This is a genomic window from Nocardioides sp. NPDC051685 (assembly GCF_044453405.1).
GTDB lineage: Bacteria > Actinomycetota > Actinomycetes > Propionibacteriales > Nocardioidaceae > Nocardioides.
Window position 1 is genome coordinate 415,164 of the sequence record NZ_JBITCR010000001.1, and the last position, 20,270, is coordinate 435,433.

Here is a 20,270-nt window from a genome sequence, read left to right on the forward strand (position 1 = left end):
GAGGTCACTTCCCTACGCTGAAGGTCACCGAGCCGAGGCCCGACACGGTGGAACGAACGGTGTTGCTGGGGACAATCGGCCGCATCGGCCCGAGCGCTCCGGAGAGGATGAGCTGGCCGGCACGCAGCGGCTCACCGAAGTCACGCGCGTAGCGAGCCAGCCACTGGACCGCGTTGACCGGGTCGTCCAGGCACGCGGCCCCGGTGCCGGTCGAGACCTCCTCGTCGTCGATCGACATCGACATGGTCACGTCGCGGGGCTCGAACTCGTCCAGCCCTCGGCGCTCGGTCCCGAGCACGTAGGCGCCCGCGGAGGCGTTGTCGGCGACGGTGTCACCGAAGGAGATCTTCCAGTCGGCGATGCGCGAGCCGCAGATCTCGATCGCGGCGACGGCGTAGTCGATGGCCTCCCGGACCTGGTCGTAGGAGAGATCGCCGTCTGCCAGGTCGTCAGCGAGGACGAAGGCGATCTCGGCCTCGGCCCGCGGCTGCAGGATCGCGTCGGCCGGGATCACGTCACCAGCCCCGTACGCCATGTCGTCGAAGAGCACGCCGAAGTCCGGGGTGTCCACGCCGATCTGCTCCCGGACCGCCTGGGAGGTCAGTCCGATCTTGCGACCGACGATCGTGGCGCCGCCGGCGACCCGGGCGGCGGTGAGCCGCTCCTGGATCGCGTAGGCGGTCACGAGGTCGGTCGCGTCGAGCAAGTCCCGCATGGGCGGCACGGGGATGCCCGTGGCCGCGGCGGTCAGCAGCCGGTCGGCGGCGGCCACGACGGCAGCGTCATCGGCGACATCGGCCGGGGAGGTCACTTCGTTCATGCCCCCACGGTCTCAGCAGTCGGGCCGGATCAGGTGGGCCGCCGTCCCGCTGACCGGTACGGTGATCCACATGCCGCACCAGCCTGCCGACCTCGACACCGTGCTCGGCAAGGCGGTGACCATCCTGCGTGCCTTCACGGTCGACGACCAGGTGCTCTCCCTGGCCGAGCTCGTCCGCCGCACCGGACTCCCGAAGGCGACCGTCCATCGCGTCGCCGGCGACCTCGTCACCAACCGGCTCCTGGACCGCACCAACCTCGGCTACCGCCTCTCCGGCGGCCTCTTCGAGCTGGGCATGCGCGCTTCGGTCGAGCGCTCCCTCCTGGAGCTGGCGATGCCGTTCCTCCAGGATCTCTACGAGCGCACCCACGAGACCGTCCACCTGGGCGTCCGCGAGGGCCACGACGTCGTCTACGTCGCCAAGATCGGCGGCCACCGCCAGGCGAAGACACCTTCCCGGCCGGGCGGGCGGATGCCCGTCCACTGCACCGCGATCGGCAAGATCCTGCTCGCCTACTCCGACCCCGAGGTGCAGCAGGAGGTCCTCAGCGGACCCCTCGAGCGGCGTACGCCGCACACCATCGTCGCGGCCGGCCTGCTGGAGCGGCAGCTCACCGCCGCGCTCGAGAACGGCGTCGCCTTCGAGCGCGAGGAGTCGGCCGCCGGCCTCCAGTGCGTCGCAGCCCCGGTCCTCGCCGAGGGCGGCGACAGGGCCCTCGCGGCGATCAGCATCACCGGCCCCGTGGGCCGCTTCCGGCCCGAGGCTCATGTGACGCTCGTCCGCGCGGCCGCCCAGGGCCTCTCCAGCCTGGCGAGCCGCCGCCGCTCCCTGTCCAGCTGAGACTGTCCAGCTGAGGTCAGTCGGTGCGCGCCGGTGGCAGGTCGGCCAACCGGGCGTCCGGATGCGCCCGGACCGCGTCGAGGAGCTCCAGCCAGCCCCGGCCGACCTCGTCGAGCCTGTCCTCGGAGACGAGCCGGAAGGCCGCGGCCCGCAGCACCTCGACACCCACCTCGGGCGTACGCCCGGTGGAGCGCAGCCCGGTCAGCACCTCCTCGACCAGCTCGGTGGGCGCGGCTGACTCACCGGCCAGCGCCCACTCCAGCTCCCCCTCGGTGGCGACACCCGACTCGCTCACGCGGCCACCTCCGTAGCGCAGGCGCCAGAATACGAAGGAGGCCGCGTGATGGACTCGATGGTCGCTCGCTGACGCTCGCTCACAGCTTGATCCAGTAGCGCCGGGTGAGCCCGTAGCCGTACGCAGCCGCGTCGATGACGTCCTGGAGCTCCCCGCCCTGGGACTCGATCGTCCGTGCGGAGGCCGTGTTGTCGTCGTCGCAGGTCAGCAGCACCCTCTCCAGGCCGAGCCCGCGAGCCTCGTCGAGGACCAGCCCGAGGGCCCGCGCGGCGTGGCCCCGCCGCCGGGCCGAGGAGCGCACCGAGTAGCCGATGTGGCCACCGACGTTCTCGAGGAACTCGTTGAGCGCGTGCCGCAGCTGGATGAACCCGACGACCTCGGCGCCCTCGGTGATCCAGAACGACGAGGCGTGCACGCGCCCGGCGGGCGGCGGCACCGTCAGGTCCCGGTCGCGCGCCGTCTTCTCGACCAGCCGCTCGCACGCCTCCCGGCTCACGTCGGCGGCCTCCTCGTCGGGGATGGAGGCACCGTCGACGTGGGCCCCACCGAACTCGGCGACACACGCCGCCCAGGAGTCGTAGAGATCGATGGTGGGAACGGTGAGCGCAGTCATGTCGCACAGGACACCAGCCCGCGGCCCGCCGAGCAAACCGTTAACGGCCTCAGCCGTCGATCACCACGGTCCCCTTCGCGCGGGAGACGCACAGGATCATGTGGCCGTCGCGCTCGTACTCGGCCAGCGCGTGGTCGCGGTGCTCGACCTCACCCTCCAGGACCCGGACCCGGCAGGTGCCGCAGAACCCCTGCTGGCAGGAGTACGCCTGCGCCGGCCGCACCCGGCGGACCGCGGTCAGCGCCGACTCGGAAGCGCCGACCTCCACCTCGACGTCGGAGTCGCCGAGGCGTACCCGGAACGGGCGGCCGCCGAGGACCGGCGGCGGCGAGAACCGCTCGTAGTGGAGCGTGTCGATCTGCGGGTCGGGGATCTGCGCGCGGATCGCCTCGATCATCGGCATCGGCCCACAGCAGTAGAGCGCCGCGCCCTCGGGCGCCATCGAGATGATCTTGGCCGCGTCAGGAACGCCCATCTCGTCGTCGGGCCACAGCTGGATCTCGTGGTCACCGACGATCTCCCGGATCTCCTCCAGGAACGGCATCGTCTCGCGCGAGCGCCCGGTGTAGACGAACTCGTACGGCACACCCCGCCGCACCACGTCGCGCAGCATCGGCAGGATCGGAGTGATCCCGATACCGCCGGCGACGAAGAGGTAGCCGGCGGGCGAGTCGACGAACGGGAAGGCGTTGCGCGGCCCCTTCAGGACGAGCCTGTCACCGACGGCGAGGAAGTGGGCCTCCACCGACCCACCGCCTCCGCCCGCGGTCGGTTCGATCCGCCGCACGCTGATCCGGTAGGCGGAGAGGTCGTCGGGATCGGAGTTGAGCGAGTACTGCCGCAGCCGCCCGCTGGGCAGCACCACGTCGACGTGCGCACCCGGGTCCCAGGCCGGCAGGTCGCCGCCGTCCTCACGCTCGAACCAGATCGCCTTGACGTCGAGGCCCTCCTCATCGATCCGGCTGACGCGCACGTGCAGGTCCCGGTCGATCCGCCCGAGCGGTCTGCGGCGTCGCCAGGAGCGGTAGGCGGCCTTGGTCCAGTAGCCCCCGACGATCGCCTCGAAGCCCCGGTAGAGCTTCGAGGCGGGGATGTCCGGGACGCTGTAGTGCGCCGGCTTACTCACTGGCCCTCCGCGATGGCGTCGGCGCGCAGCGCCGCCGGCGACTTGGCCAGGTAGCTCACCGCCTGAGCGGTCGAGCCCTCCTTGGACGGGTCGTAGCCGGGCAGGAAGAACTTCCACGTCGCCCACCCGATCCGAACGATCCCGGGCACCAGCCCGCGACGCTCGGCGTCGATCAGCTTGAGCAGCCCGGCCCTGGGCCGCTTGGCGGGATCGGGCTCGGTCGGGTCGTTGTTCATCAGGAAGCTCGCGCCACGCCACCACAGGACGAGCAGCGCGGTGCCGCCGAGCAGGTAGGAGCGGATCCGACGGGAGTAGCGCCCGTCGACGTGCTGGAAGACGTCGTAGGCCACGTTGCGGTGCTCGACCTCCTCGGCACCGTGCCAGCGCAGCAGGTCGAGCATCGTCTTGTCGGCGCCGATCTCGTCGAGCGCGGGCGAGTTCAGCACCCAGTTGCCGAGCACGGCGGTGAGGTGCTCGAGTCCCGCGATGATCGCGGCGCGCTCGATCAGCCACTCCTCCTTGGCCCGGCCGGTCAGGTCGCGGTCACCCAGGATCTTGCGGAACAACGCCTCGATCTCGGCCGCGAACGGGCGTACGTCGAGGCCGTTGTCGGTGAAGTAGTCCTGCACCTCCTGGTGGGCGGCGGCGTGCACGCCCTCCTGACCGATGAAGCCGATCACGTCCTCGCGCAGCTGGTCGTCCTCGATCAACGGCAGGATCTCGGAGAACACCTTGACGAACCACCGTTCGCCCTCGGGCAGCAGCAGGTGCAGCACGTTGATGTAGTGGGAGGCGAAGACCTCGCCCGGGATCCACACCAGCGGCAGACGGCTCCAGTCGAACTTCACGTTCCGCGGGTGGAGAGCCACCTTGGCGGGCTCGTGTCCCCGCTTGCTCTCCTTCGTCTTCTCGCTCATCGCACACCCTCCTTCTCGATGAAGGCCACGATCTCGCCCGCGACCAGCTCAGGTTCCGTCGCCACCACCCAGTGTCCGCCCTCGATGACCTGGGTGACCAGGGACGACGCGAACGCCCGGGGCGCCTCGGTCTGCAGCGGCACGGTCACGTAGGCGTCGCCGCGCGGGGCGATCACCAGCACCGGCACCTTCGTCGGCCGCGGCTCCGGACGGAGCAGCTTGCCGAGGAAGTTGGCGCGGTAGAGCTCGACCCCGTTGACCTGGTCCTTCGTCGGCCGCGACCCGCCGCCGACGAACCGGGCGAGCAGCCCCGAGCGCACCATCGCCTCGGGCAGCAGCGGCAGCTGGAACGCGAAGACGTACCAGGAGTGGGCCAGCTGCCGCAGCGTGCTCCCGAGGTGTGTCCGCTCCCGCAGCCACGTGGTCGCCATCCCGAGGTCAGGCCCCGAGATCGAGACGTACGTCGCGATCCGGCTGCCCAGCGCCGGGTCGGTCACCGACTCCCAGGTCTGGATGGAGCCCCAGTCGTGCGCGACGACGTGCACCGGCGCATCGGGCGAGACGGCGTCGAGGACAGCCTTGAAGTCGGCGGAGAGCTGCGCCAGGCGGTAGCCGGCGGTCGAGTCGGGAACCCCCGACTCCCCCGTGCCGCGTACGTCATAGGCGACGACGTGGAAGCGCTCGGCGAGCACCTTCGCGACGCCGTCCCAGACGGTGTGGTTGTCGGGGTAGCCGTGAACCAGCACCACCGTCGGCGCGTCGGCCGGCCCCCGCTCGTAGACCGCGAGCGTCAGCCCGTCCGTCGTGTCGACCAGCCGTTTGGTCACCAGGGTCACGCGTCCTCCTACGTTCGCGGGTGTCTCATCAACAGATTAATGTGACACCGTGTCCGCAAACAATAGCAAGCATGGATCTTGGATCCCGGAAATGACCCCGGCCCGCCGCAGACCATGTCTGCGGCGGGCCGGTCAGGAAGCAGCGGCTACGAGGCGCTGTGGGAGTCGGCCAGGCGCGACTCCTCGGCGGCCTGCTCCTCGAGCTCCTTGCGGCGGCGCTCGACCTGCAGAGCGACCTCGGTCGGGTCGTCGATGAGGGCGGCCATACCGCCCGGGACGCGTTCCAGCGCCTCGCGGGCGAAGATCTGCTGCATGGTCGTGGTGCGCTCCGAACGGTCCTTGCCGATGAAGGACATCATCCAGTGCAGGGTCGCGGTGAGCCGGTTGCGGAACCCGGTCATGTAGGCCAGGTGCACCACGAGCCAGCCGAACCAGGCGAGGATGCCGGTGAGCCTGAAGTTGCCCATCATCAGCACCGCGTTGAAGCGGGAGATGGTGGCCATCGAGCCCTTGTCGAAGTACTTGAAGTCGCCGGGCTCCGGCTTGTCCTTCAGGCGGGCCTTGATGGTCTTGGCCGAGTGCTTGCCACCCTGGATCGCGACCTGGGCGACACCGGGCAGGTGGTTGAGGTTGATCATGTCGCCGACCACGAAGATCTCGGGGTGGCCCGGCAGGGTCAGGTCGGGGTTGACCGCGATCCGGCCCGCACGGTCGAGCTCGGCACCGGTCTGCTCGGAGAGCGTCTTGCCGAGGGAGGAGGCCTGCACGCCGGCGGCCCAGATCTTCGCGATCGAGCCGATCCGCTGGGTCTTGCCGTCCTTGAACTTCATCTCGATGCCGAACTCGTCGACGTGGGTGACCATCGCGCCGAGGACGACCTCGACACCGGCCTTCTCCAGCGCCTTCTCCGCCTTGGCACCGAGCTTCTCGCCGAACGGCGGGAGCACCTGCGGCGCGGCGTCGACCAGGACCACCCGGGCCTTCTCGGACTGGATGTGGGTGAAGTCCTTCTTCAGCACCCGGCGGGACAGCTCGGCGATCTGGCCGGCCATCTCCACACCGGTCGGACCGGCACCGACGACGACGAAGGTGAGCAGGTCACCGATCGGCTCACCGCGCGAGGCGGTCAGCTCGGCGATCTCGAAGGCGCCGAAGATACGGCCGCGCAGCTCGAGCGCGTCGTCGATCGACTTCATGCCGGGCGCGAACTCGGCGAAGTGGTCGTTGCCGAAGTAGGACTGCCCAGCGCCGGCGGCGACGATCAGCGAGTCATAGGGAACGTCGATCTCCTGGTTGAGAATGCTCGCCTTGACCGTCTTGGCCTCGGTGTCGATCTCGTCGACCTCGCCGAGCAGCACGGTGGCGTTCTTCTGCCGGTGCAGGATGTCGCGGGTCGGCGGAGCGATCTCGCCCTGCGACAGGATCCCGGTCGCCACCTGGTAGAGCAACGGCTGGAACAGGTGGTGGGTCGTCTTCGCGATCAAGGTCACCTCGACGTCGTCGCGGCCCTTGAACGCCTTCGCGGAGAAGAGCCCCCCGAAGCCGGAACCGATGATGACGACCCGGTGCTTTGCCTGGTCCGCTGACATTGCCTAATCCCCTACCTCAAACGAGATCTTTTGAACGTTCCACCTCATATTCTGAACCATCCCGGCGGATCTGTTCATTCCAGGGCGCGACTACTTCGTCACAGTCGCCGGACAGCCCCCGAGCATGCGTTCCTCCCGCGTGTCCGTTACCGAGTCGAAACCCGCTGACTTTAATCTGTGAGGGTGGCCGGGACCTTGTGCCCTAGTCGTCCATGGCCCGCATCAGACACCTTCAAGTGCGGAAAATTCTTGCAACGAACAGCACACAACGAGATCGTGTGTATGCCGACCCGCGAGATCGGAGGAGGAGACCATGCCGTTGAGCCGGCCGGCTCTCCTGCTCCGCACCGGTTCCCGCGCCGTCCAGGACGCCCGTGCCTGGGCCCGCGCGGCCTGCAGAGAGATCGACCGCACCGACCTCGTCGAGTGCGCTGAGTTCGGTGTCTCCGAGCTCGTCTCCAACGCGCTCTTCCACGGCACCGCGCCGGTCACGATCCGGATGCGCGGCACTGTCCACCACCCCCGCATCGAGATCCGCGACGCCTCGACCGAGCCGCCTCTCCTGCCTGTTCCGCTCGCCCTCGACGACGAGGACGAGGTGCTGCTGACGGTCGGCCGCGGCCTCTCGATCGTGGCCAGCGTCTCGGACGCCTGGGGCGCCGACATCGACGCGTCCGGCAAGACCGTCTGGTTCACCCCCGCGGCCGAGATCGACGAGGGCGACGGGGTCGAGGGCGTGATCACCGGGCCTGCGGGCGCACCGCCGAAGCCCGAGCGCCTCGGCACCGAGACCGTCGAGGTCAGCATCCTCGGCGTACCTCTCGCCCTCTACCGGGGCTTCCAGCACCACTTCCGGGAGTTGCGGCGGGAAGTGCGGCTCCTCTCGCTCGCCCACGCCAACGACTACCCGCTCGCCGCCAGCCTCTCGGCCCTCTTCGGCTCGCTGGAACGCCAGCTCCTCGACGGTCTCGGCCACGGCCAGCTCTCCGGGGTGATCGGGTCGAGCCCGGGCAGCGACCGGGAGACGGCTGACCTGCACGTACGCATGCCGCGGTCGGCGGCCGAGACGGTGCGCCGCTTCCTCGACATGCTCGACCTCATCGACGAGTTCTGCCGCCAGGAGCGCCTGCTCGTCCTGGCCCGTTCCCCCGAGCAGATCAGCTTTCAGCGCTGGTTCCTCGGCGAATACCTCACCCAGGCCGCCGGCGGCCGCCCCACCCGGTGGAGCGCGGCCCAGATGGCCGGCCCCCGTTTCTAGAAGCCGTACGCTGGCCGCGTGCTGCGTGACCATGGCGACCTGCTCGCCCCCATCGCCGCCGGCGGAGCGCTCGGCTCGCTCGCCCGCTGGGGCCTCGCGACCGCCCTCCCCCACAGCGATGGCGCCTGGCCGTGGGCGACGTTCCTCACCAACGTCACCGGCTGCCTGCTGCTGGGCGTGCTGATGGCGTTCGTCCTGGGCCCGTGGTCAAACACCCGCTACCTGCGCCCGTTCCTCGGCGTCGGCGTCCTCGGTGGCTACACCACCTTCTCGACCTACGAGCGGGAGACGTACGTCCTGGCCGGTCATGCGCCCGCGCTCACACTGATCTACCTGCTCGCCTCCGTGGTCGCCGGGATCGCCGCCGCCTGGCTCGGGCTGACGCTCGGCCGGGTCGTCGTGCTCGACAGCGGCCGCGAGGTGGTGGTCGACGGCATCGACCCCGATCTGTATCCGGACCCGGCCCCGAACCCGGGCCGAGGAGAGGACCGATGACCGCGCTCCTGGTCCTGCTCGGCGGCGCCATCGGCGCGCCGGCGCGCTACGTGACCGATCTCTACGTCCGGCAGTGGACGGGTGCCGACTTCCCCTGGGGGACGATGGCGGTCAACGCCGTCGGCTCCCTCCTGCTCGGCCTGCTCGCCGGGGCGGCCGCGGGCGGCGTACTTCCGGCGTGGGTGCTCACCCTGGCCGGCACCGGGTTCTGCGGGGCGCTGACGACGTTCTCGACCTTCTCGTACGAGACCGTCCGCCTGGCCGAGAGCGGACAGTGGCGATCGGCCGCCCTGAACGTCCTCGGCTCGCTCGCGATCGGGACCGCTGCGGTCAGCCTCGGCTGGGTGATCGGGTCGACGCTCTAGACCGCGCCTAGGCCCAGCCCAGCTCGTGGAGCTTCTCGTCGTCGATGCCGAAGTGGTGGGCGATCTCGTGGATGACGGTGATCCGGATCTCGGCGGCCAGCTCGGTTTCGTCGGCGCACATCTGCTGGAGCGGCTGGCGGAAGATGAAGATCCGGTCCGGCAACGTCAGGCCGTAGAGGTCGTTGCGGTCGGTCAGCGCCACTCCGTCGTAGAGACCGAGGGTGTCCTGAGGTTCGCCCTCGGGCGGCCACTCCTCGACGAGCACGACGAGGTTGTGCACCTGGGCGGCCAGCTCGTCCGGGATGGCGTCGAGCGCCTGGTCCACGAGTGCGTCGAAGCGCTCTGGGCTTATCTCAATCCCCACAGGAGCTATTCTGCCGGGTGACAGGCTACGCCGCACCCACCGAAGTGTTTTTCCGCAGGTTTGCGCGAGCCTGGCGCTCCAGGTCCCGCTGGTGGAGCTCTCCGTTGCGCGGGCGGCCGCGGGTGCGCTTGCGTGCGACGACGATTCCCTCGTAGAAGACCTCGCCGCCCCACACGCCGTGGGGTTCCTGCCGGGCGATCGCGCCCTGCAGACAGGAGCGCTGCAGCGGACACGTACGGCACAGCTCCTTGGCCCGGTCCGCATCCGCGCTGGTCGCGGCGAACCACAGGTCGCCGTCCTCGATCGCGCACGGCAGCTCGCTCCAGTGCACGCCGGTCGTCTCTCTTGCCGTCGCCACAGGCGAACCAGTCATCACAGCCCCATCCCCTCGCTGATCCCCGTCGTCAGGGATACCCACCGAAGAGGGTGGTCGGCTGGCCTGTCAGTTTTCTGTCAATAGGTAGGTGCTTGGAGCGATCCCGCAGAGTTGAGGTGTCATCTACATCAGGGGATTCCACAACTTCGCGACCCTGCTGGTACAAACTGTCCACACTAAGGGGAGGAAGGGCTAGGGTTTGCGACCATGCGCTCAATGAAAAGGGCCTCGGCGTCCATCACCGTGGGCCACCGACCGGTGGAGGATTTCCACCGACGGATGGCGCATGATCCCAACAGCCGAGCCACCGCCTCGGAGACCCGCGACTGGCTTCTGGTGAAGTCGCTGCTCCAGCCCGGTGAGGTCCAGTGGGCCCGGGTGGCGGTCAGGTTCCCCCATGAGGGCAATGCCTCGGGTCACGCATTCCTGACCGACCGCCGGGTCATGTTCGAGTTCCACGAGCGCGTGTTCTCGGTCAACCTGGCCGTGCTCACCTTCATCGGCGTTCCTCCGCCGCCCAGCCTGGGCGACTTCATCATCGAGGCGCTGGTCCCCGGCTCGTCCTACTCCACGACGATGAAGATCCGGGACAAGGACGCCTTCCACGACTTCTTCCCGACCCTCGACTACGCCGCGCGAGCCGCCGGCGCGCAGGTGACCGTCGACGCCAGCTGGGGCAGCGAACATGGCGCCGCGAACCCCTACGGTGCGCCCGCCCCCAACAACTACGGTGTCGCACCGGCCCCGGGGGCATACCCGCCGCCGGGCTCCTCCTACCCGAACACCGGCTCCTACTACCCCAACCAGGGCCCGTACGGCACCAACACCGGCGGCTACGGCCAAGCACCGAACACCGGCGCCCAGCGCGCCGTCGGCGGCGCTTACGGTGGTCAGATCGGAGCCCAGCAGCGGGCCCGCGAGGAGGCCGCGCTGATCGAGGCCAACCTCGCCCACGCGCTCCCCGCGTTCCTGCACGAGGGCGAGTCGATCCTCGCCGGGGCCGACATGATCCAGAACATGACCGACGTCGAGATGAAGGTGATGGCCACCGAGTCACGCCTGATCGTCGTCGAGGGCAACATCCTGTGGGCCTCTCCGCTGGAGCACACCCACGTCATCTACGCCGGTGGCGAGCGCAGTCACCTGCGTCTCCTCGCGGAGCGGGTCACCGAGACGATGGCGCTGACCCCCGGACCGCCGACGGCGAACCCGTCCGACCGGCGCCGCCTCGTGCTGCGTACGCTGCGCGACGCCGCTGCCGGCGAGCAGCTGCACAACCACCTGACCACCAACGGTGGCCAGGTCTTCGACGCCTGGCCCGAGTAGCCGGCCGCTGCGTACGGCCTTCTTCTTCGGATACGACGAGAGCCCCAGCCGATCGGCTGGGGCTCTCGTGTTGGTCGTAGATCAGTCCTGCGGGTTGAAGAACAGGCCGAGGGCGATCGACCAGACGACGTGCCACAGGTAGACCGCCAGCACGGTGCCCCACCCGAGGTTGATCGAGAAGAAGCCCGGGTCGATACCGATCATGGACTCCGGGTGCAGGGCCGGGATCCACCAGCCGCAGGAGGCGGTGGCAAGGAACATGCCCATGCCGAGCGAGCGCGCGAGGTTGCTCGAGGTGGTGTGGGTCTTGCCGAGCCACGGGAAGATGATCAGCGCGTACGCGAGCGCGAAGACCATGCCGTTGAAGTAGTGGAAGCCCATGCCGGACCACCACTGCATCGATGCGAAGTTGGCCTCGTTGGCGGTGGCCGACGGCGTCAGGATCATGCCGTTGAACATCGCGAAGTCCAGCGAGGTCTCCATGATGCCGAGGCCGTAGACCCAGTAGCCGAACATCGTGGCGAGCTGAGTGGCGGCGAAGCCGGCCACGAGCGCACCGATGAGGCGGTTGTTGTTGACGAACTGCGGCCAGTGCGTTCCGGTGGTCTGTGCCATCACGGCCGGCTGCTGGATCGCCGGCTCCTGATACTGCGGCTGGGCCTGGGACTGCTGCGGACGCTGGTCCCAACCGAGGGCGGAGGGCTGCTGCTGCGCGGGGGCGGCCGGGGTGCGGTAGGCACCGTTCGTCTGCATCCGCGACGCAAGCTCGTCCGCACTCGCCGCATGGGGCGGCCGATGCGGGTAGTACGACGACATGGTGGTGTTGCCTCCTGAATACCGAACGTCTTAGTCGTTCCCCCGTGCCATGCCGAGTTGCGACGTCGACACAAGCGGCAGAATCCTCTCACGAGAGCACAGCAGCCCGCACGTTACCGTCAAATCGGCTTATATCCCACAGGGTCGAACGGCCCGAACCGGGGGTGAGATCGAGGGGACCTCTGGCCCGAGACTCCTACCGAAGCAGGACGACCACCCTCCCACGCACACGGCCCCTCGCGCTCGCCACCGCCCGGCGTGTCCCGCCCTCCCGGAACAACACCCGACCCACAAGTCACACCAACGGAAACAAGACCCTCCAGCCACACCAAACAGGGTCAAACCGCGTACCCATCGACCGCGCCGAGAACTGTGTGGTCTCGACACGCCTCCGCCTAGCGGCTCCGGCGGCTCGACCAGCGAGCGAACGATCACCCCGCGCAGCCAGGGCGTGCAAAGAGCCCCCGTCCGACACACCACACCGCGGAACTAAGGGGGTGCGGGGGATATCCCCCGCCGCGGCCGAAGCTCTGCCGACACATCACCCCGAGCAACTAAGGGGTGCGGGGATATCCCCGCCGCGCGCGGAGCGCGCCATGTAAATGGCGAAGAGGACGCGGTCGCTATAAGCGACACACGTCCCCTCTGATTCGTCCGCGACCCTGACGAGACTTGAACTCGCGACCTCCGCCGTGACAGGGCGGCGCGCTAACCAACTGCGCTACAGGGCCTTGTTGTTTCCGCTCTCTGCGGCAACGGGAAAAACATAGCCCATGGGTGCGGGGGATTCACAATCGGGGACGCGTCCTACTCCTCGAAGGGCTCCTCGCCCTTGGGTTCCTCGTCGGTGAGACCCTCCACGAGGCGGTTCTTGACCATGTAGGCCATCGCCCGTTCGGCGGCGCGGGCCTTGCGCCGGAGGGCCTCGACGCCGGGGGCCTTGTCGTCGCTGTAGGCGGCGAGCCGGGCGACCTCGCGCCCGGTCTGCCGCTGGATCTCGGACATCGCGAGCCACACGCCGAGGTCCTGCTCGAGGCCTTCGCGGGACCGCAGGATCGCGGCGGTGAGGAGCTGGATGACGGTGACCTCGACGTCCTCGGCGGTGGACGAGCTGGAGACGAGGGTGGCGGCGATGGTGCCGGCGCCGGTGGTGGTGATCGCCCCGGCGGTGACGAGTCCGCCGACCATCCCGCCGGGCCCGAAGGCGGAGAGCGCGCCGATGATCGCCGCTCCCCCGGCCAGCCCGGCGGGGGCGGCCAGGGCGAGCCCGATCGGTCCGGCGACGAGCACCGCGGCGCCGATCCCGATGCCGACCCACAGCTTCCACTGGTCGACCGGGTAGACGGCCTTCGACGCCGACTGCATGGCGATGTGCAGGTTCTCGCCGAGCCCTCCTCCGAGTCCCATCCAGACCGTCAGGTCGTGGAATGCCTGGCGGCGTACGTCATCGGGGACGTCGATCTCGTAGGGCCGAACCGGGTTGGCGGTCGCCAGCGCCACCAGGGCGAGGACGGCCTCCTCCTTGGAGAGCTGGGTCAGCGGCTTGGGCCGGGGCAGGTCCCGGTCACCGGGAGTGTCTGGTGAGACACGCAGGTCGAGGAGCTGCTGAGGGATGCGTACGTCATCGGTCTGGTAGTTCTCGATCACCCTCTCCAGGACCTCGTGCTGGACGACGCGGAGGGCGGCGCCGAATCGCTCCTGGGTGGCACCCTTGAGGTGGTCGCGCAGGAACTGGGCGTAGGCGAGCCACAACGCCAGACGCACCTCGAGCGAGTTGAGGGCGACGTCGGGGGTGCCCTCGACGACGGCGACCTCCTTGCTGAGGGACCCGAACAGGGCGCGGCCGATCGCGGTGGCGACCGGCTTGGAACGCAGGTAGGTCGTGGTGCGGTGGTCGAGGCCGAGCCCGACCTGGAGGTCGAGGGCCCAGGGGAAGTGTCGCCAGATGCCGCGCAGGCCGGTCACCGCATCGCCGTTGCTCCAGACGTTGACCCACCAGCCGACGTGGTCGACCGGCGCCTTCATCTCCAGCCGGTCGGAGTCCTCGTGGAGGTTCGGGTGGGCGGCCGGGCTGCCGATCGTCACGAGCCCGGTGACCGTCAGCTTCGGCGGGAGCCGGCGCAGCAGGTCGATCGCGATGATCGAGCCGAGACTGTGGCCGACGATGACGATCTCCCCCTCCTCGGGGAGCTCGTCGAGGACCATCCGGAGCGTACGTGCCCGGATGCCCGGCTTGGTCACGTAGTTGTGGGCCTGGCGGAGCACCCGGAGCACGATCGGCGCCAACGAGTCGGTCACGCCGACCGGCGAGGCGGGTACGGGTTCGCCCAGGATCATCTCCAGCTCGGCGGTCGCGCGCTCGACGCGGCGGCGTACGTTCCGCTGCTCCTCGGCACTCAGTCTCGGGGTGGTGACCGGCGGGATCTTGATGGTCTTGTCGCCGTCGTCGGTGCGCAGCACGTCGGGATACTTCGGCGCGATCACCTCGACCTCGTCGAGCCCCGGGTAGCCGGCATCCCGCAGCGAACTGTCCAGAGCACGGCGCCAGGCGTCGCGGGGGTCGCCGTTGCCGACGCCGTGAAGGTAGAGAAGCGAGACCACGTAAGAATACTGCCAGGGCCGGCCCGTGATCCGTTGTCACGACGGGACTGCCCTGACGTCAGTCGACAGCTGAGGTCGTTGACCGCTCTCCCCGCTTGGCTGCCTGGACCAGCGAGTAGACCTCGGCCCGCAGCTCGGCGAACCGCGGAGAGGAGCGGGTGGTCAGCTGGTCGCGCTCGACCGGAAGGTCCACATCGACCACGTCGAGCACCACGGTGGGCCGCGCAGACAGCACGACGACGCGTTCGGCCAGGTAGACCGACTCCTCGATGTCATGGGTGACGAACAGCACCGTGATGCCCAGGCGCGACCACAGCGATCTGACCAGATCCTCGAGGTCAGCACGGGTCTGCGCGTCGACGGCTGCGAACGGCTCGTCCATCATCAGCACCTTGGGCTCGTACGCCACCGCCCGCGCGATCGCGACCCGCTGCTGCATGCCTCCGGAGAGCTCCCACGGGTGGGAGTCGGCGAAGTCGATCAGGCCGACAGCGTCCAAGGAATCCGTGACGAGCTTCGTTCGCAGATGCTTCGCCAAGCCCTTCTCCTTGAGCGGGAGCTCGACGTTCTGGGCGACGGTGAGCCACGGAAAGAGGCTGCGACCGTACTCTTGGAAGACCACCGCCATGTCCTTCGGGGGCCCGGTGACCTTGTTTCCGGCGAGGACCACCTGTCCCGACGTCGGCGCAAGCAGACCGCCGATGCAGCGCAGCAAGGTCGTCTTTCCCGCGCCGGAAGGCCCGACGATGCAGACGAACTCCCCCGGCTTCACTGCAAAGGTGAGTTCGGCGATCGCCTCCACGCCCCCCTGACGGGTCTGGTAGGTCTTCTTCAGCGCCTGCACGTCGAGCACCGGCTCGGTAGGGGTCGCCATCTGATCTTCCTCGGTGACGTCAGTAGTTGTGGACAACAGGATCAGCCTTTCCTCTCGGCTGCACGCAGCCCGTGGTACCACGCCAGCGCGCGACTCTCGACCAGGCGGAACACGAGCGAAAGGATCACGCCGATGACCCCGAGCAGCAGAATCCCACTCCACATCTGAGGCATCGCGAACGCGCGCTGGAACTGGATGGTGGTGAATCCGAGACCGTTGGTCGCGGCGAACATCTCGCTGATCACCATCAGGATCAGACCGATGGAGAGAGCCTGCCTGCACCCGGCAGCGATCTGGGGACTGGCGCCGCGCAGCACCACCGTGCGCAGCCTCGTCACCAGCCGGAGGCGGTAGGCCGCGGCAGTGTCGGAGTACACCGGGTCGATACTGCGTACGCCCTCGATGGTGTTGAGCAGGATCGGCCACACGCACCCGACGGCGATCACCAACACCTTCGTCAGATCGGTGGTGCCGGCGATCAGGACCAGCACGGGCACCAGCACCGGCGGCGGGATCGCCCGCAGAAACTCCAGCGGCGGCTCGGTGATCGAGCGGAACCCGGAAGAGGAGCCGGCCAGGATACCAAGACCGACACCGACCACTACGGCGACGGCGTAGCCCCCGAGCAGCCGCAGCAGGCTCGGCACGACGTCTGTGGTGATCCGGCCTTCGAGCCACGTCTCCGGGAAGACTCCGACGATCTCGCGCAGAGGCGGCCAGAAGAAGTTGGTGCTTGCATCGGTCACGACCCACCACAGGCTGATGAGCAGGACCGGGAGCGTGAGTAGGGCCGCGGCCCTCTGGAGCAAGGCCGTCATACCGCCGTCTCCCTTCGCTGAGAGGGATGCCAGCGCATCGTGCGACGCTCGATCCAGCGGGCACCCAGGTTGACCGTGACACCGAGGATCCCGGTCACGATGACGATCGCATAGAGCTTGTCCACCGCGCCGGAGGACTGAGCCACGGCCAGCCGGTTGCCGAGGCCCGGGCTGCCGATGATGAGCTCACCGGACACCTCCAGGACCAGTGCAACCGCAGCCGCCAGGCGGAACCCGGTCATCACGTACGGCAGCGCTGTGGGCCACAGCACCGAGCGAATCCGGCGTACCGCCGAGAACCGGAACGACCGGGCGGTGTCACGAGCGACCGGGTCGACGTCCTGAGTGCCGTAGAGCACCTGGACCAGCATCTGCCAGAAGCTCGCGTAGACGACGAGGATGAGCGTGGCCTGCATCTGGCTGCCGTAGAGCACGACGGCGAGCGGGATCAACGCCACCGACGGAATCGGCCGGAGGAACTCAATGGTCGAGGCCGTCATCGTACGAGCGATCCCGACGGTGCCGATCAGCAGACCGACCAGGATCGCAGCGCCGCAGGCGATCGCCAGACCGATCGCCCAACCCCGCAGGGTCTGGCCGAGTGCGACCCAGAACTCGACAGTGACGACCAGGTCGGCAAGGCCACCCATCATCGCGCTGAAGGGCGGGAAGAACCGGGGGTCCACGACCCCGATGCGAGGCACCAGCTCCAGGAGGAACACCAGGCCGGCGACCCCGGCAAGCCCGCGGGCGACGGGCGAGCTTCCGATGCTCGCCCGCCACCCGACCACTGAGGTGGCGCTCACTGCAGCAGTGCTCCGATGTCGGGCTTCGACTTCAGCGCGCCGTCGGTCACGGCGAGGTCGCCGAGCACCGTGAACGAGTTCTCGTCGATCGTGCTCGACCACTTCGGCAAGGTGATCTTCGCGGCCGCATCCGCGTCGAGCTCGGTGTACGTCTGGATGATCGCCCGCGCTTCGTCGGGGTTGTCCTGGGCATAGTCCAGCGACTTGTTCAGGGCGGCAGTGAAGCGCTTGACCAGATCCGGGTCCTCGGCGAGGACCTTCGGCGAGGTGAAGTACGCCGCGATCATCAGGTTCGGGTCGGTCTCGGCGAAGTTCCACACCACCGGCTTGGCCCCCTGCCCCTTCGTGATGGTCAAGAACGGCTCCACGACCCACGCCGCGTCGACCTGGCCGTTGGCCAGAGCACCCGGCATGTCGGGGAATGCGAGCTCGACGTACTTGACCTTGGTCGGGTCGCCACCGGCATCACGCACGGCCTTGTTGATCGTCGTGCTGCCGATGTTGTTGAGGGTGTTGACAGCGACGCTCTTGCCCTCCAGGGCAGCAGCGTCGGCAATCGTGCTGTCGCCCGGCACCACGACGGCGCCGAAGTCCTTGCCCACCTCACCGGTCGTGCTGTTTCCAGCGGCTACGACCTTGACTCCGAGGCCCTGCTCCGACGCCACCATCAACGAGGTCAGGTTCGAGAACCCGAACTGGAACTGGCCCGAGGCCACACCGGGAACGATCGCGGCGCCACCCTGACCTGTCTCCAGGGAGAGGTCGATGTCCTCGTCCTTGAAGAAGCCCTTGTCCTTGCCGAGATAGATCGGCGCCACGTCGACGATCGGAATCACCCCGACGTCGACCTTGTCCGGCCCCGAGCCACCGGTCTTGTCCTCACTCGCGCCACCGCCGCACGCGGCCAGCGCAGCCGCAGCGGTCGCCACAGCGATCAACGACCCCAGCGTCGTCTTCCAACGGGTCATCGTTCATCCCTCCCTCGGGCCGGGGCCCATTCGACGCGGTCGCTCTCGGCCACGTCTCCAACTTGGTCACATCGGACGAATGTGATTTGCATCTCACGAATCCGGGCGTCACCCTAGACGCACCAAGGACCTGGCAGGAGTTCTGGTTTCCACTGGGCGAGAAGGGCATCGCAAAATTGGCCGGCAACAGCTCCGTACGAGGAATGAGCGTGACGTCCCGGGCTCTCACCGTCCTCGGAGCCTTCGATGCCAAGCACCGTGCGCTCACCCTCAGCGAGATCGCTCGCCGGGCGGACCTGCCCGTCGCCACGGCGCACCGGCTCCTGGCCGACCTGACCGCCTGGGGAGCAGTCAGCAAGCGCGACTCCGGGGAGTACGTCATCGGCCGCAAGCTCTGGAGCATCGGGCTGCTGGCACCGGTCGAGACCGGACTGCGCGAACTTGCCTCTCCCTACCTTCACGACCTGTACGGAGCCACCTTCGCCACCGTTCACCTCGCGGTCCGCGACCGGCTCAGCGCCCTCTATCTCGACCGGCTCGGCGGCCATGCCTCGGTGCCCGTGGTCAGTGCCGTTGGGGCGCGGCTCCCGCTGCACACCACAGGCGTCGGCAAAGTGCTGCTCGCGCACGCGCCCGCCGACGTGCGGAACGACGCACTCGCCAGGCTGGAGCGGTTCACCCCCTACACGATCACCCATGCGGGCTTGTTGGCCAGCCAGCTCGACCAGGTCCTGGAACGCCACTACGCCACCACGAGCGAGGAGATGACGCTCGGCGCCTGCTCGATCGCGGTACCGATCGCCCGAGGCGACTCAGTGGTGGCTTCGTTGGGGGTCGTGGTTCCCAACCTCAACCAGGAGGCGCAGCTGGTCAGCGCCATGCAGGTAGCGGCACGCGGGATCGAACGCGAGCTGGCCACCCTTCCGACCAGTGGACACTCGACCTAGAACACGTCGTGGTGGCACCCGCTCACGCGGGCGCCACCACGTGGCATCACGGACGTGCCTTCGCCTCCACTCCCATGCTGCGGTAGAGGAACCGCGCCACGAGATCGACACTCGGGACGGTGCCCGGGCGCAGGCCATCAAATGACCTGGTCCGGCAGGAGTGCCGGTCGACCTGGTTCACAACCTGCCCGACCACCGGCGCCTCGCCCGGAGCGTCGATGTAGTCGTAGGTGTGGTCGGGGCCATCGACCAGGTGGAACTCCGCAGCCACACAGTTCTCAGCCAAGGCTTCGAAGAGCACCTCAGACTGCCCCGGCGGCAGGAGCTGGTCGTGCGTGCCGTGGAACATCAGGAACGGCGGGTCGTCCGGGGTGACGTAGTTCAGCGGGTTCGCCAGGTCGGCGCTGGTGCACGCGGGGTCGCCGATCCCGGTCGGGTAGCCAGTGCATCCGGTCAGTATGGACTCCGGGGAGGACGGCACACTGTGCTCGAGCACCGAGTACTCCGTCGCCTGTGAGTCCATCAGCCGAAACGCGGTCGGCGGCGCGAAGGTGACGACCGCCTGCACCTCGCTGGATACGCCGGTCACTCCGGTCGTTCCTTCCAGGTCGGGGCCGACGTTGTTCGCTGTTCCGGCGATCGCCGCGGTCCAGGCCCCAGAGGAGAAACCTCCGATGGCGAACCGGTCAGGGTCGAGCCCATAGGTGTCGGCGTTCGCCCGGAGATATCGGATCGCGGCCTTGATGTCATGGAGCTGACCGGGAAACTGCGTCTGCGAACTGGAACGGACGCTCACGCCTGCGACCGCAAAACCGTACGGGTTGAGTCGCTCGGCCCAGGCTGCTCCCGAGCTCTTCCCCGTGTCGGCGAACCAGGCGGAACCCTCGGTGTAGATGAACAGGGGCAGCGGCTTGTCGGCCCGCCGAGCAGGCAGGTAGATGTCGAGCAGGTTGCCCTGAGTCGTCTCCGGCACAGGTTCGGTGTAGGCGATGTCGGTATGGGCTTCCGGCGGCAGCAGAGCGCGATCCGCTCGCGCCGGGTCGGCCGACCCCGCGAACGTCGTGGCAGCGGCAAGCCCGACCGTGGCCAGGGACACCGCGACCCGTCTGGCCACCGCGGTCCTCGGGTTTCTCATCTCTTGACTCCATCCTCAGAGCGCAGCAACACACTGCGACAGCGCATGATCAGCGACACACTGACGCCGCGCGCGCGGATCCCA

At 68.6% G+C, this 20,270-nt stretch carries 22 protein-coding genes and 1 tRNA gene; 6 read left to right on the plus strand and 17 right to left on the minus strand.

Annotated features, from left to right (window positions below; all coding sequences use genetic code 11):
- Nucleotides 1-4: 4 nt before the first annotated feature.
- Nucleotides 5-820 carry a 2-keto-4-pentenoate hydratase gene (locus tag ACIA03_RS02075; protein ID WP_396978751.1) on the minus strand — a complete coding sequence of 272 codons (816 nt, stop codon included), beginning with the start codon at nt 818-820 and terminating at the stop codon, nt 5-7.
- Here ACIA03_RS02075 and ACIA03_RS02080 point away from each other — a divergent pair.
- Nucleotides 819-1,661 carry an IclR family transcriptional regulator gene (locus ACIA03_RS02080; RefSeq protein ID WP_396978752.1) on the plus strand — a complete coding sequence of 281 codons (843 nt, stop codon included), beginning with the start codon at nt 819-821 and terminating at the stop codon, nt 1,659-1,661. The two genes, ACIA03_RS02075 and ACIA03_RS02080, sit on opposite strands and share 2 nt — an antisense overlap.
- A 16-nt stretch (nt 1,662-1,677) precedes the next feature.
- On the opposite strand, the gene ACIA03_RS02085 is transcribed toward ACIA03_RS02080, so the two are convergent.
- The 6 genes from ACIA03_RS02085 to ACIA03_RS02110 all read right to left on the minus strand — a co-directional run bounded on the left by ACIA03_RS02085 (nt 1,678) and on the right by ACIA03_RS02110 (nt 7,037).
- Complete coding sequence (locus ACIA03_RS02085; protein WP_396978754.1) at nt 1,678-1,956, minus strand: hypothetical protein; 279 nt, start codon at nt 1,954-1,956, stop codon at nt 1,678-1,680.
- 79 nt (nt 1,957-2,035) lie between these two features.
- Nucleotides 2,036-2,569: a GNAT family N-acetyltransferase gene (locus ACIA03_RS02090; RefSeq protein WP_396978756.1), complete on the minus strand. Its 534-nt coding sequence runs from the start codon at nt 2,567-2,569 to the stop codon at nt 2,036-2,038.
- Between the two features lie 49 nt (nt 2,570-2,618).
- A complete protein-coding gene (locus ACIA03_RS02095) occupies nt 2,619-3,695 on the minus strand; it encodes a PDR/VanB family oxidoreductase (protein ID WP_396978758.1) in 1,077 nt (358 codons plus the stop codon).
- Nucleotides 3,692-4,612 (minus strand): metal-dependent hydrolase, encoded by a 921-nt coding sequence (locus ACIA03_RS02100; RefSeq protein ID WP_396978760.1) that lies wholly within the window; start codon nt 4,610-4,612, stop codon nt 3,692-3,694. Before ACIA03_RS02100 ends, ACIA03_RS02095 begins: the two co-directional genes overlap by 4 nt.
- Nucleotides 4,609-5,448 carry an alpha/beta fold hydrolase gene (locus ACIA03_RS02105; protein ID WP_396978762.1) on the minus strand — a complete coding sequence of 280 codons (840 nt, stop codon included), beginning with the start codon at nt 5,446-5,448 and terminating at the stop codon, nt 4,609-4,611. Before ACIA03_RS02105 ends, ACIA03_RS02100 begins: the two co-directional genes overlap by 4 nt.
- Before the next feature lie 146 nt (nt 5,449-5,594).
- Entirely contained in the window at nt 5,595-7,037 is a 1,443-nt protein-coding gene (locus ACIA03_RS02110) for an NAD(P)/FAD-dependent oxidoreductase (protein WP_396978764.1), read from the minus strand.
- Between the two features lie 313 nt (nt 7,038-7,350).
- On the opposite strand from ACIA03_RS02110, the gene ACIA03_RS02115 reads away from it, so the two are divergent.
- From ACIA03_RS02115 to crcB, 3 genes are read left to right on the plus strand one after another with little or no spacing between them, the layout of a single operon-like run.
- Nucleotides 7,351-8,295 carry an ATP-binding protein gene (locus tag ACIA03_RS02115; RefSeq protein ID WP_396978766.1) on the plus strand — a complete coding sequence of 315 codons (945 nt, stop codon included), beginning with the start codon at nt 7,351-7,353 and terminating at the stop codon, nt 8,293-8,295.
- Nucleotides 8,296-8,313: 18 nt separating this feature from the next.
- Nucleotides 8,314-8,790, plus strand: coding sequence for a fluoride efflux transporter FluC (locus tag ACIA03_RS02120; RefSeq protein ID WP_396978768.1), 477 nt, complete (start codon nt 8,314-8,316; stop codon nt 8,788-8,790).
- Nucleotides 8,787-9,155: a fluoride efflux transporter CrcB gene (crcB, locus tag ACIA03_RS02125; RefSeq protein ID WP_396978770.1), complete on the plus strand. Its 369-nt coding sequence runs from the start codon at nt 8,787-8,789 to the stop codon at nt 9,153-9,155. Before ACIA03_RS02120 ends, crcB begins: the two co-directional genes overlap by 4 nt.
- A gap of 7 nt (nt 9,156-9,162) precedes the next feature.
- Here crcB and ACIA03_RS02130 read toward each other — a convergent pair whose 3' ends face one another.
- The gene (locus ACIA03_RS02130) at nt 9,163-9,519 is read right to left on the minus strand and encodes a metallopeptidase family protein (protein ID WP_396978772.1); all 357 of its coding nucleotides are present in this window, start codon (nt 9,517-9,519) and stop codon (nt 9,163-9,165) included.
- A 25-nt stretch (nt 9,520-9,544) separates the two neighbouring features.
- A complete protein-coding gene (locus tag ACIA03_RS02135; RefSeq protein ID WP_396978774.1) occupies nt 9,545-9,877 on the minus strand; it encodes a WhiB family transcriptional regulator in 333 nt (110 codons plus the stop codon).
- A 297-nt stretch (nt 9,878-10,174) separates the two neighbouring features.
- Here ACIA03_RS02135 and ACIA03_RS02140 point away from each other — a divergent pair, with 297 nt between their 5' ends.
- On the plus strand, nt 10,175-11,221 hold the full coding sequence (locus ACIA03_RS02140) for a hypothetical protein (protein ID WP_396978776.1): 1,047 nt from the start codon (nt 10,175-10,177) through the stop codon (nt 11,219-11,221).
- Nucleotides 11,222-11,302: 81 nt separating this feature from the next.
- Here ACIA03_RS02140 and ACIA03_RS02145 read toward each other — a convergent pair whose 3' ends face one another.
- From ACIA03_RS02145 to ACIA03_RS02175, 7 genes are all read right to left on the minus strand, one after another.
- Nucleotides 11,303-12,037, minus strand: coding sequence for a hypothetical protein (locus ACIA03_RS02145; RefSeq protein WP_396978778.1), 735 nt, complete (start codon nt 12,035-12,037; stop codon nt 11,303-11,305).
- Between the two features lie 657 nt (nt 12,038-12,694).
- Nucleotides 12,695-12,768, minus strand: a tRNA-Asp gene (locus ACIA03_RS02150).
- Nucleotides 12,769-12,844: 76 nt separating this feature from the next.
- Nucleotides 12,845-14,638 (minus strand): hypothetical protein, encoded by a 1,794-nt coding sequence (locus ACIA03_RS02155; RefSeq protein WP_396978780.1) that lies wholly within the window; start codon nt 14,636-14,638, stop codon nt 12,845-12,847.
- Between the two features lie 58 nt (nt 14,639-14,696).
- Nucleotides 14,697-15,512, minus strand: a complete 816-nt coding sequence (locus ACIA03_RS02160; RefSeq protein WP_396978782.1) for an ABC transporter ATP-binding protein — start codon at nt 15,510-15,512, stop codon at nt 14,697-14,699.
- 41 nt (nt 15,513-15,553) lie between these two features.
- Nucleotides 15,554-16,330, minus strand: a complete 777-nt coding sequence (locus tag ACIA03_RS02165) for an ABC transporter permease (protein ID WP_396978784.1) — start codon at nt 16,328-16,330, stop codon at nt 15,554-15,556.
- On the minus strand, nt 16,327-17,136 hold the full coding sequence (locus ACIA03_RS02170; protein WP_396978786.1) for an ABC transporter permease: 810 nt from the start codon (nt 17,134-17,136) through the stop codon (nt 16,327-16,329). Before ACIA03_RS02170 ends, ACIA03_RS02165 begins: the two co-directional genes overlap by 4 nt.
- Nucleotides 17,133-18,104: an ABC transporter substrate-binding protein gene (locus ACIA03_RS02175; RefSeq protein ID WP_396978788.1), complete on the minus strand. Its 972-nt coding sequence runs from the start codon at nt 18,102-18,104 to the stop codon at nt 17,133-17,135. Before ACIA03_RS02175 ends, ACIA03_RS02170 begins: the two co-directional genes overlap by 4 nt.
- Nucleotides 18,105-18,307: 203 nt before the next feature.
- On the opposite strand from ACIA03_RS02175, the gene ACIA03_RS02180 reads away from it, so the two are divergent.
- Nucleotides 18,308-19,051, plus strand: a complete 744-nt coding sequence (locus tag ACIA03_RS02180; protein WP_396978790.1) for an IclR family transcriptional regulator — start codon at nt 18,308-18,310, stop codon at nt 19,049-19,051.
- 46 nt (nt 19,052-19,097) lie between these two features.
- Here ACIA03_RS02180 and ACIA03_RS02185 read toward each other — a convergent pair whose 3' ends face one another.
- A complete protein-coding gene (locus tag ACIA03_RS02185) occupies nt 19,098-20,186 on the minus strand; it encodes an alpha/beta hydrolase fold domain-containing protein (protein WP_396978792.1) in 1,089 nt (362 codons plus the stop codon).
- Nucleotides 20,187-20,270: the final 84 nt, after the last annotated feature.